This is a genomic window from Paenibacillus sp. HJGM_3, from assembly GCF_045062745.1.
GTDB lineage: Bacteria > Bacillota > Bacilli > Paenibacillales > NBRC-103111 > Paenibacillus_AA.
Window position 1 is genome coordinate 490,575 of sequence record NZ_JBJGED010000001.1, and the last position, 11,927, is coordinate 502,501.

At 58.4% G+C, this 11,927-nt stretch carries 7 protein-coding genes, 2 pseudogenes and 1 riboswitch; of the genes and pseudogenes, 1 reads left to right on the plus strand and 8 read right to left on the minus strand.

The window, feature by feature from the left end; translation table 11 throughout:
* Window positions 1-96: 96 nt before the first annotated feature.
* From ACI5FR_RS02140 to ACI5FR_RS02150, 3 genes are all read right to left on the minus strand, one after another.
* Entirely contained in the window at window positions 97-1,590 is a 1,494-nt protein-coding gene (locus ACI5FR_RS02140; RefSeq protein ID WP_405449663.1) for an esterase-like activity of phytase family protein, read from the minus strand.
* A gap of 128 nt (window positions 1,591-1,718) precedes the next feature.
* A complete protein-coding gene (locus tag ACI5FR_RS02145; protein ID WP_405449666.1) occupies window positions 1,719-2,651 on the minus strand; it encodes a Gfo/Idh/MocA family protein in 933 nt (310 codons plus the stop codon).
* A gap of 36 nt (window positions 2,652-2,687) precedes the next feature.
* On the minus strand, window positions 2,688-3,692 hold the full coding sequence (locus ACI5FR_RS02150) for a Gfo/Idh/MocA family protein (RefSeq protein WP_405449668.1): 1,005 nt from the start codon (window positions 3,690-3,692) through the stop codon (window positions 2,688-2,690).
* Window positions 3,693-3,921: 229 nt separating this feature from the next.
* Between ACI5FR_RS02150 and ACI5FR_RS02155 the strand changes: the two genes are divergently transcribed.
* Window positions 3,922-5,325 carry an extracellular solute-binding protein gene (locus ACI5FR_RS02155; protein ID WP_405449670.1) on the plus strand — a complete coding sequence of 468 codons (1,404 nt, stop codon included), beginning with the start codon at window positions 3,922-3,924 and terminating at the stop codon, window positions 5,323-5,325.
* A 153-nt stretch (window positions 5,326-5,478) separates the two neighbouring features.
* Here ACI5FR_RS02155 and ACI5FR_RS02160 read toward each other — a convergent pair.
* The 5 genes and pseudogenes from ACI5FR_RS02160 to ACI5FR_RS02180 all read right to left on the minus strand — a co-directional run.
* Window positions 5,479-5,745: pseudogene (locus ACI5FR_RS02160) on the minus strand (flagellin); the annotation flags it as partial.
* Window positions 5,746-7,956: 2,211 nt separating this feature from the next.
* Window positions 7,957-8,313, minus strand: a pseudogene (locus ACI5FR_RS02165) (flagellin N-terminal helical domain-containing protein); the annotation flags it as partial.
* Between the two features lie 205 nt (window positions 8,314-8,518).
* Window positions 8,519-9,382, minus strand: coding sequence for a C40 family peptidase (locus ACI5FR_RS02170; RefSeq protein ID WP_405449673.1), 864 nt, complete (start codon window positions 9,380-9,382; stop codon window positions 8,519-8,521).
* Window positions 9,383-9,385: 3 nt separating this feature from the next.
* Window positions 9,386-9,623, minus strand: a riboswitch (cyclic di-AMP (ydaO/yuaA leader).
* A gap of 86 nt (window positions 9,624-9,709) precedes the next feature.
* Window positions 9,710-10,357 (minus strand): carbohydrate-binding family 9-like protein, encoded by a 648-nt coding sequence (locus ACI5FR_RS02175; protein WP_405449675.1) that lies wholly within the window; start codon window positions 10,355-10,357, stop codon window positions 9,710-9,712.
* A gap of 85 nt (window positions 10,358-10,442) precedes the next feature.
* Window positions 10,443-11,837 carry an extracellular solute-binding protein gene (locus tag ACI5FR_RS02180; protein ID WP_405449677.1) on the minus strand — a complete coding sequence of 465 codons (1,395 nt, stop codon included), beginning with the start codon at window positions 11,835-11,837 and terminating at the stop codon, window positions 10,443-10,445.
* Window positions 11,838-11,927: the final 90 nt, after the last annotated feature.

An 11,927-nucleotide genomic window follows, 5' to 3' on the forward strand; every position in this document is an offset into this window, starting at 1 on the left:
TCTGTATCATAGTATATGTGCCGGGGGGTGTCAATGGAGCATGACAAGCAGAAAAAGCCCCGCTCCATGGCGGAGGGGGCCATCCTGCTCCCGGCTTCAGTACAAAGATTCGTTCAGCTTCACGACATACATTTCGCTCGGCGTCTCCTTGAGCTGCAGTTCACCCTTGTCGTTGTAGCCGTCGACGCCGAAGTCGTTGTCGTTCACGATCGCGATGCGGTCCTTGCCGATAGCCGTGATACCTTCCATCTTCTCGTACGGATAGCCGAGCTTCGTCATGTCGACGATCATCTCTTTCGCCACCGGTACGATGCCCTTTTCCTTCAGCTGGCTCACGCTAAGCGATTCCAGGGAGTCGCTCACATCCGTACCGAGCACATTGGTCGCCTTCGAGAAGTCGGCTTTGTAAATGCGCTTCAGCTGCGCGTCCTTGCCTACATTTTTGTCACGCTCATCGACCAGCAGCACATTCGTATCGAGCGCCGACAAGTCGCTGATGACGACGTCCTTTTGCGCCACATTGACGAATTGCCCGGCTTGCTCCGCCACGTACACGTATTCGCCGACGACCTGCTTCATTGCGAGATCGAGCTTCAGAATCCGGAGGTTGCGGGAAGCGTCGCTCGTCTTTTTGTCCGGGTTCGCGAGCGGGCTTTGGATGGACGCGTAGAGCGACTGGCCGTCCGGCGAGATCGCGACGCCCTCGAAGCCGCGGTTCGACACCCGCTTGCCGTAGACGGCCGGAAGCGTGTCGTACAGCTCGGTCTTCGCGCCGGCTGCGAGCAGTGCTTCCTTCGCCCCTTGCGGGACGTAGCGCCCTACGATCGTGCCGTCCCGCTTCACTTGCACGAGCGATGGCCGATATTCGTCGCTCAGCCAGAACGTGTCGTCCTTCGGGTTGTAGGCGATGCCCTCGAGATCGAGACCATCCGGGTCGTAGGCCAGCTTGGTCGCCGCGGTCCCATCGTAAGGCACTTCATCGGTGTCCTTCAAGTTGGAAACCCCGGTCACGAAGTTCGTTTCGGAGTAGACGTCCTTGACACCTTCCGGCAGGTGCAATTGAATCGTCTCTAGAATTTCGATCGATCCGCCGATCGCTTTGATTTTGTAGATCCGAGGGATGTATTGATCGACCGGGAACGTACGCACCTTATCCTTGCCGAACTCCCCATTCGGCCCGCGGTCGGCCAGTGTGTAGAACACGTCGGCCGGGTCGCCCGGCAAGTGCGTCAGCCCGGAGAAGCCGCCTTCCTTGATTTCGGTGCTGCCGAGCTTGGCAGGATTTTTCCACTGGTGTACCGCTTCTACAGTCGGGGACGCCTTCAGCCGAATCGTCTGGTTCCACTCGTCCCACTCGACTTGCTGGCCCAGCACCTCGCTCAGCGCACGCAGCGGTACATACGTGCTGCCGTCGATGACGACCGGATCTTGGGTCAGCGAGACCGCTTGGCCACCCGATACGATCTGGAACTTGACTGCGATAGCCTCCAGAGCCGAACCGGCCGCGCCGACTACTTGCGTTCCCCCTATGGTTAATGCCGCCAACGATATAACGATCCATCTTTTCTTCAACCTAAAACGTCTCCACATCTTGGCCATCCTCCTGCTACGGTCTGAGTACTCACAAGCCCCAGCTTACCGCAGCAGGATTACGGCGATGTCAAATTCAGGTAAAGAAATTGTTAAGATGCAGGCACGGTTGATGCCGGAACTTAAGATTACGCCTTCACCGGCGGGTACTTCTGGGCCTTGTACGCCTCGGCGAACGCCGCTCCATCATATCCCGCGTAATCGTCGGGGATGTCGCTCAAAGCAACCGGAACTCCGCCCCGATGCTGCGACAGCTTGGCTGCAATCGCCGACAGCTCCACTTCTAAGAGCTGGGCAAGTGTGAGCGGAGGCTCCGTCTCCCCGGCCAGGTACGGCAAAGCTTGCTCCAGCAGCGCCTGATACAATAGAGCGTTGTTCACCTGGATATACTCGACCTTTTTCTGCGTGACGATGTTGGCATAGAACGGGAGATAGCCCGTGGTGCGTCCTACACTTACGATGCCGGTGCGGCCGTCCGCCCACGTCAGCTCCACCTGATTCTGAACGGACTGGCCCAGATGCCGCGCCTGGGTTACGCCCGGCCCCAATAGACCGTGCAGCATCGAATAGGCATGAATGCCATAGTTGAACTCATCCACGGCACAACCGACGAGCGCATACACCCATTCCTCCCGCGGAATGCCTTGGGACAGCCACGATTGTACCTCCACGCTCCAACGCAGCGATGAGCCGCCGGTGATACGGGCGCCCTGCTCGTTCCAAGCCAGCAGCTGGCGCAAATCGCGGACCGTGCCCGCCAGCGGCTTGTCGATGAAGACGCCCTTGCCCGCTTCCACGAACGGCCGCGCCCGATCCACATGGACATCCCAGTTGCAGCTGTGGATTAGCACCGCGTCCACGTCCTGGGCCATTGCTCGGACCGAATCGTATACTCCGGCGATGCCGTTCTCACGCGCGAACGTTTCCGCGTATCCGGGCGGGTTCACCGCTCCTCCGTCGAATACGGCCGTCACCTCGTGGCCCATGGCTCGGATGGCGGGGAGAAAGCTTTTCGGATGGGACGTATCGAGGTCCACCATGCCGAGTTTCAATGATTTCATGGTCCGTTGCCTCCGCTCTGGATTGAGTATTTTCGGTTAAACCGCTTGGCCTGACAACGCTTGATTCACGACCGCCTGGATCGGCTCGGGCTTGCCGGATTTCAGCGACTCCATCGCTTGCAGAATCATTAACGTGGCATACAGCCCGTCTACATGGTCGATCATCGGAGGCGTATCCTCTTGAATGCATTGCAGGAACGCACGGTTTTCCTCCAAGAAGCCGGATTCGCTTCCTTTGTAGACGACGGTTTCCTGCCCGGCTTCCTGATAGGTTAACGTCGTTAACCGGTCGTTCAGCGTAATCGACTTGTTCTCCGCGAACAGCTGCATGAAGAACTTGCTCGTCTGTTCCGGGCAGCGGCAGTCCCCTTGCACCAGGTTCCCCGCCGCGCCGTTCGAGAAGCGGTAGACCGCCACGAGGTTGTCGACCACACCCGACGGCTGATAGTAGTTGCCGCCCGCCGCGTACACTTCGACCGGCTCCGCACCCGTCACGTAACGCAAGATGTCGGCGGAATGACAGCCTTGGCTGAGCACGTTGCCTCCGCCTTTCACCGGATCGTTCGCCCACATCCCGTCCGCCCAACGATTGTCCATCATCTGCATCGTCACGACGAGCGGCTCCGGAATGAGCTCCTTCGCTTTCCACAGCATGTCGTAGTACCGCATCTTGAACGCGGTGAACAGCTTTTTGCCGCTCTTGCCGACCGCCTCCCCGATGCGCAGACAATCCTCCAGGCTCATCGCGAGCGGTTTTTCCACCAGCACATGCTTCCCCGCCTCCAGCGCCCGGATACTGAGCTCCGCATGGGTGTCGTGCAAGGTTGTAATGTACAACGCGTCGATGGAGGGGTCATCCATGAGCCTCTGGACGTCGCTCGTCGCATAGTCGCCTCCGAACCGCTCCAGCAGCTTCCGGGCATTCTCCTCGAACACGTCGCAATAGGCGGCGACGGTCATCCCGTCCAGCTGCTGGATGCATTCCGCATGCGTTCTGCCCAGATTGCCGCACCCGATGATCCCGACTTTTACTTGCTTCATGATGGTCACCTGTCCTTTATTGGCCCCTGCTGTACATCGCGCAGGATTGGTATGGTGTGCTTTGTATTCTGCTGTACATATTGCTGTATAATTACGGCATCAGTTTACTTACGGGGCTAAATGCTGTCAATGGCTATTTTGTATAAATCACTTTACTGTACATCATAACTCTCATTCGGTATGATTGAGGTATGAACGAGAGTAATGAACTCAGCAAGGGAGAGCGAAGATGGAGAAGCGAAATCCGCGCAGCCGCGCTACATTCTCAGCCCGTCTGCAGGAGATGGTCCTGGACTTGCGGCAGCAGATCGCCGACGGCGACTACAAGCCGGGGGACTATCTTCCTGCGGAGACGGAGCTGGTGGAGAAGTACAACCTGAGCAACAAGTCGGTGCGCAAAGGGCTGGATCAGCTACTGGCGGAAGGATGGATCGTGAAGATCAATCGGGTCGGCAGCCAAGTGACGAACCGCGCGGCGGAGACGCTTACGGTGACGCTCGGCACGTATGGCACGATCGAGCGCGATTTCCATCTCACCGCGCTGCTGGAGGACTTCCAAGCGCTTCATCCCGGCCTCCGGGTGAAGACCGTCCGGCTCTCGACCGTGGAGTACCAAGGTTTCAATCGGGACTACCTGCAGAGCGGATTGGTCGACGCCCTCACGATCAACAATATGGATTTCATGTGCAGCGAGCATAGCGGGTCGACTCGACTCTTGGAGCCGCTCACGCCCGACCCGGGGGTGTACGGGTTCGCGAGCGAGGCTTTCGAGTCCGGGGGCTTGCTGCTGGCGAGGCCGATCGTCTTCTCGCCGGTGCTGCTCGCGTACAATCGCGAGCATTTTCGCCAGGCGGGCGTCCCGGAGCCGGACGGCAGCTGGACCTGGGCGGAGGCGCTCAAGCACGCCGCGACGCTGACCGTGCCGGGCGAGCGGCACGGCCTGTACTTCCACCTGCTGTCGGACAACCGCTGGCCGGCCTTCCTGCTCCAGAGCGGTCTCCGCTTCGAGCCGGACGCGGGCGGCTTCGTGGAGCTGCACGACACGCGACTCCTCGAGAGCATCCGGTTGTGCAAACGGATTATTACGGATCCCCGCGTGTTCCCGAACTACATGTCCGAGAACAGCCATGACGTGAACGAGCTGTTCATGCAGGGCAAAGTCTCGATGATCCTGACCAACTACATGACCCTTAACGAGATTAAGCATTCCGCGATCGATTACGACATCTCGCCCTTACCTTACTTGTACGAGCCCCGCTCGCTGATGACCGTAATCGGGGTGGCCGTGAACGTGGCGGCGAAGCACAAGGAGGCGGCGAAGCAGCTAGTAGACTACCTCGCCTCGACGCGAGCGCAGGCGATTCTGCGGCGCGACACGCTCAGCCTGCCGGCGCGCAAGCGGGTGGCGGAGGCTCCGGCGGACCCGGCTCCAGAAGCGATGAACCGGCCGGCGCGGTACTATTTGTTCCGAGAGATCATGGCCTCCTACCGGCTGCACCGGGAGCTGAACTTCCCGCTCCGGACGTTCGCTCTGCTCCGGCAGCAGCTGAAGAAGTATTGGGCCGGCATCCTTACCGAGGAAGAGCTGTGCGAGCAGGTGCGCGGGCTGTGGCTGGACGATTTGGGGGAGTGATGGGCGAAGTTGGGTGGTTGCGGGGCTGTAGAGTAGAAAATCTACTTTGGAGCTCGGAAGTCGGTCGGTTGCGGGGCTGTAGAGTAGAAAATTTACTTTGGAGCGGCCGGCTGGCAAAGAGGGCATCCCGCCAGGGATGCCCTCTTGTTGTCCTTATTTCAGCAGCTGCAGCACGCCCTGCGGCTGTTGGTTCGCTTGCGCCAGCATTGCTTGCGCGGCCTGCGACAGGATGTTGTCCTTCGTGAAGCCGAGCATCTCCTTGGCCATGTCGACATCGCGGATGCGTGACTCGGATGCCGTCAAGTTCTCGCTCGAGGTGCCGAGGTTCTGGATCGTATGCTCGAGCCGGTTTTGCGCCGCGCCCAGCTTGGCCCGCTCCGTCGAGACGAACTCGACGGCATTGTTAATGACGCTAATCGCCGACTGCGAGGAATTGGAGGTCGACACGTCAACGGCGGTCAGCCGCAGCGCCCCCAGGCTCACATTGTTGATGTCGAGCGTCAGCGTCTGCCCTTGGTTGGCCCCGATCTGCATCGAGAGCGACCGGTCGGAGCTCGCGTTCTGCGCTTGACGCGTCACCGCGAACGTGTTGAACACCCGGTTGAACGCGGACACGCCGCTAGAATCGGTAGCCGATCGCTGCGCAGTGAACGTGAGGTTCGAGATGTCCTTCGTCTCGCCCGTAGCTCCACGGATTACGATCTTGCCTTGGAGCAGGTCCAGGGACACCGCTGCCCCGCGGAACTCGTCCAGCTTGCGCAGCGCCCCGAGCAGCTCGCCCAATGTGGACCCAGACCCCACCTGGAACTCGGTCTCGAAGCCTTCCCCGTTCTGCGAGCCGGTAATCTTGATCACATGGCCCGTCTTCAGCCCGAGCCCATTGCCGTCGGAATCGGCGAGCTCGCTGAGCGGAGTGGCGTTCGTGATTGATTGGGCGATCGCATCGCTGCCCACCCGGATCTCGTTCGGTGCACCGGAGTAGCCGGTCGACGAGGTAACGGTAGCGGCACCGAACAGCGCAGTAGCTCCCGTGACGCCGGCTCCTCCATTCGAGAGTTCGAACTTCGAAGCCCGTGCATTACTGCTGATCGTCAGTACTTCCTTCGGCGGGACGCTCGCCCACTTCACGGTCAAGGCTCCTTCTCCGAAGGCGGCGTTGATCTCCCCCTGCAAGGCTGTTAGGAACGCATCGCGGGATGTATTGTCATTCCCCGGAACGGTCGTCGTGTTCACATTCTGATTGCCCAGATCGATGGTAACCGTCTTGTTCCCCAGCGTAATGTTAAGCTTGCGATTCGCGGCCGTCGTCAAGTCGATCCCGGCCGCGATATTCGTGAACGAAGCGCTCGAGTTCAGATCGCCCGCCGAATCGGCGAAGCCGAGTACACCGAGCGCGGTCCGGGTCAGAGGGTTCGGATCCCCCACCTCTACCCTTGTGCTTGCCCCCGACTTGTACGTCGCGAACGTAAGCCTACCTTGCTCGTCCAAATAAGCGAACACTTCATTCGCCAGCGCCGGATGCGTGCCGAGCTGATTGTTGATCTCATCCAGCAGCTTCTGAACCGGCGCATACGTCCCCGCGTTCAGTGTAATCGTCTCCGGCTCCCCGCCGTTCACGCGAATCGTGAATTGGTCATTCACGCCTTCCCCTATATAAGTGCCGCCTTTGTTCGCAATGATATGATCGGCACCCTTGATGTTAATATTCGTAACCGGCGTTCCGGCCGGCGCGTTCACCGGCGATCCGCCCAGGAGGGTGGTGGCAAATGTGCCTCCACTGTCGGCTATACTGAATGTGGCCGTCCCAATGGCAGTGTAGAAGCTCAGCTTGTGTGTACCGTCATCCTTCACTTGGATAATGTCTTTCCCAAACTGGGTGTCCATCGCCGTTTGAAGGGCAGTAACTAGGTCCGGCAACGAATAGGTGCCACCCGCGGTCAGCCCCGCATCCGTCACAACATTCACAGTTAGGGTTGAGTTGCCTAGAATTACACTCAGATCATTGTTGGCTGCCACAGCGTCTAGAGTTACCGTCGGAGGCAGATTGACCGTCCCGGTCAACACCGGAGCCTTCGCGGCATACCCCATCGCCATCAGGGCGGATTGGGAAGCTGTTCCGGGATTCGACAAACTGACTGAAATCGAGCTATTGCTCCCCGTCGCCACCGTTTGAACCATTAACCGACCATCCGGGCTGGACTGAAATGAAACTTGGTTAAGTTCATTGACCCAATCCGTACCCACCGATACCTGCACGGCACTATTCAAGGCACTGATAAATTCCGCTTTCGTATAGCCGCGAGCGGGGCTGGCTGGGATGGACACAGGATTGTATACGGACCCGTTAATTGAAATGCTGAACTGGTCGTTAAGCCCGGTCTGAACCACAATCGGCTCCATCAGCGGCTCGCCCGCCATCTGCGTGTACCCCGTACCGGGCTGCCCCGGCGTGGCCTCCCGCATCGGGACGGCATAGCCGGCCTTGGCGGTCGCGGAGGTAGCCGGAATGTCCGCCTGATCGAGCATGGCGGAGAGCACTTCCGTCCCCTGCGCCTCCTTCTTGCCGCTCAAGCTGCCGTTCAGCAGCTTCTTCGTATTGAACTCGGTCGTCGTCGCGACCCGGTCGATCTCGGTCTTGAGCTGCGCCACTTCCTTCTGCAGCTGCTCGCGGTCCGAATCGGTCATCGTACCGTTCGCCGATTGCACCGCCAGCTCCCGCATCCGCTGCAGGATGTTTTGTGTCGAGCCCATCGCGCCTTCGGCGGTCTGGATGAGCGAGATCGCATCCTGCGCATTGCGGGACGCCTGATCGAGACCGCGAATCTGCCCGCGCATCTTCTCGGAGATCGCGAGCCCGGCCGCGTCGTCGCCGGCGCGGTTGATGCGATAGCCGGACGACAGCTTCTCGAGCGCTTTGCCGACGGCCGTATTATTCGTGGAGGCTTGCCGCTGCGTATTCCCGGCAGCCAGATTATGATTGATTCGCATTATGCTGCACCTGCCTTGAGTAAGAAAAAAGTGGATGAAAGCAAGAGCCGTCAAGTTGTTCTAAATGGTTTGTCGGAAAATAGGCGCGCAGAATGAAGAGCTAGGCCACGATTTGTATACTTTTAGGCCTAAAGTCGTACCGCGTACAAACGACAAAACGGCCCGAACCCGCGGTCAGGTCCGTGCCGTTTTCCCTTAGACTTCCTTACATGACGCGCTTCGCGCCGATGAAACGCTTGCCCCAATAGCTGCTCGTAATCGAATCGATCTTCACCCCGCTCGAGGTCGTCGAGGAGATGAACAGCTCATTCCCCAAGTAGATGCCCACATGCGTAGTGGAACCGCCGATGCTGAAGAACACGAGATCGCCGGGCGCTAACCCGACGGTCGAATAGCCGGCACTGTCGTACATCCCCCGGGACGTCCGAGGCAGGTCGATGCCGTACTGATCGAACACGTAATTGACGAAGCCGGAGCAATCGAAACCGGCAGGCGTCGTACCGCCCCATTGATAGCGGATGCCGAGGTACGTCTGCGCCGTTTCCAACAGCAGGTCGGTCGAGGACTTCTTCGGCGGGGCGTACCAGGCCGGGGCATGATAGCTGCCATCCAGACTCAGGATCGCGATCCGGTTATCATTATCCCACTGCACGAGATAACCGAGGCTCTCCGAGACGAACCGAAGCGGCACATACGTCGCACTGTTCATGAACGCGGGTGCCGTCTCCAGCTTCACGGATTTCCCGTTCACGGTCGCATCCGGCGAGCCGGTGCGCAGGCTGATCGATCGCTTGCCGTCGCTCATCGTGAGGCTGACGGTCGAGCCTTGCATGCTGTAATCGAGCTTGAAGCCGATCTGCTCGGCTACCGCACGAAGAGGAACGAGCACCGAGCCGGCAGGGCTCATGACCGGCCCGGTTTCCGGGAAGGAGACGAGCGAGTCGTTCACTTGCATCTTCACGTCATCCGCCGGAGCAGCGGAGGCGTCGGACGGCGCACCCGCATACAGCAAGGCGGCCAGTCCCAACGTGGCGCAGGACATCGCCACGGGTTTGAACCATTTCTTCAACCAGCTTTCCCTCCTAGTGCCTCCGAGGTTAGGTGTCGGGTTCGGGAAGAGAGTGTTCCCTAGCGTGTCGCTCCTGCACGGAGCGGCTTCGCATTCACCCCACTAGCGCATTCGCGGCCTTAGGCCGGAAGGCGCATGGGAAAGAAAAGGCCGACAGGACCTGCCTAAGCGCCCGTCAGCTTCTTTCCATCGGTCCCCCGTACCGGTCGTTCGGTACGACCGGATTCGGCTTGATTATGTTGCGTTTCTGTTAGTAAGGCTAGCATAGGAATGAATTGGTTTCAATATCAAAATGCTGGGAAAACGCTGCCATTCCGCCCAAATCCGCTATTCGAAGACAAATGTTCCAAATCGTCGCGGGATATGGAAGCGGACGATGCCCGTAGGGGACCAAGCGGTATACTCGTCCTCGTCGCGGTTCGGGCTACGGTCGATGCGATACAGGTTGGTCCTCCACTCGTCGCCGGGCTGGATGGACTTCCCGTTCAGCAGATCCACTGCGGGAATCGCGATCTCGTAGACGACCCGCCGATTCGCCAGATCCACACTCACCGAGGAAGCCAGCTCCGCGCTGTCCCAGGACGTGTCCACTTGAATCGAAGCGCCCTTCGGATCAGACAAGTCATTGACGATCTTGGCGTCGAACAGGACGCCGGCCGGGCTGAACTCGAATTCAAAATACCGCGTCAGATCCCCGTCAACCGACATAAACACTTCTACTACGTCCTCTTCGTAGATCGGGTCGTCACGCTGCGTCATCGTGCTGAGGATATAGTCGTCCTCGCATTCGAACCGGTAATACACGCCCCAGTCGTTCCAGGCTGCGCGGACGCGCGTACCGAGCCGCGGCTCACCGCCGCTCACCACCTCGAGCAGCTCCACCTGCTCGGCCCGCTCCCACAACGACGCTCCCAACGGAAGCGACAGCTTCCCCTCCGCCGGCAGCCGGCGGCATATGTACTTGGCTTCGCTCATAACCTACTCCTCCTTCAACTGGATATGACAAGCAAAGCGTATCATGTTGAAATCGCCGTCCGCAACTACAAAAGAGGCGCCAAGCTTAATCGGAACGCGCTCCAATGGCTTCCCATACATGATCGAACGTCTCCGTCCGGAACCAGACCATCTCCATCGCCTGGTTTAGCTGAGCGACTTGATGATTGGATAGACCCAAATCATTGACCAATTGGATATCGCCCAATGTATCCAAGAACGAATAATACCCCTCGCCTGTAAAAGATGTATGCGGGTAATTCGTGGATTCCGCCACCGATCGGACGACCGGAATAGTGGTGCTCTTCGCTTTAATGAACGCTTGAACAGGCTCGGACAACAAATATTGGATGAAATAACGGGCCTCGTGTACATGCTCGCAATCTTTGCTGATCCCGATATTCGTAGAGATGGCTAAAGACTTGTCCATTCTGCCGGTAGGAAATTTGCAAATTCCCCATTCAAAAGGATTGCCGCTATACGACTCGCACAAATAGTACGTGGATAAAATCATGCCGACCTTGCCCCGATGGAAAAACTGCTCGCTCAGGTCAGAGCTCTTATAGAGCAGCGGCGCTACTCTATACTTGTAGATCAAATCGAGTATAAACCGGATTCCGGCTTTCCCTTGCTCCGACGGAGGGAAAGCAATCCCATCCTTCACAAACTCCCCTCCCTCTTGCAGGAAAAACAACGGCCAGCGGTAAAAGGAAGGAGAAAACGAAAAGCCATATTGAACCGTGGAGGGGCTAACCTCCCGGGTAAGCTGCGAAGCCGCCTGCACCAGATCCTCCCACGTCCAACGGCGGTTCGGCACCTCGAGGCCGATCTGATGGAACATAGACTTATTGTAAACCAGTATAATAGGCGAGAACGTAACCGGCACCGCGTACAGTTGTCCGTTCCGGATGGTGGGACTCCACAGAAAATCATAGATTTCCGCCCGCGTATCGAGCTGGAGATCGTTCAAGGGCTGCAGAACGGAATCAATCTTCTCGGTTTCCAGCTCCAGCAGGAATCGGTTGGTGATGCTGATCAAATCCGGCTTCCGTTCCTGCATATCCTGCGCTCTATAGCTGGCATAGATGGAAGGCGTGATTTCGCTATAAAAGGGGACGAGTCGAACCTGAATGTGCCGGTGTTCTGCATTAAATCGCTCTACAACCCGTTCAATGAGCGGATATTCATTCGACGGAAGAATCCAGTACAGGTTCAGCATCGTGACCTTCAGCTCCAGATGATCGGTTCCCAGGATCACGCTTCCTTTGCCGGGAATGGTCTGGATCAGCCCCTCTTGCGCCAATTCCGCCAGCGCCTTGCGCACGGTCGGGCGGCTCAGACCATACTGCTGAACGAGGCTGTTCTCGGACGGGATGAACTCCCCTTCCGACAGCTCCCCGCTTATGATGCTCAGCTTTATGTCATTCAGAAACTTGGCGTACTTTTTGGAGCCTGCTCTCACAACGGTCCTCCTAGTTACTCTGCCCCTAGTAAGGGCACACAGTCCATCATTGGAACCATCATAACATACCGGATCAGGAGACAAAAAGCC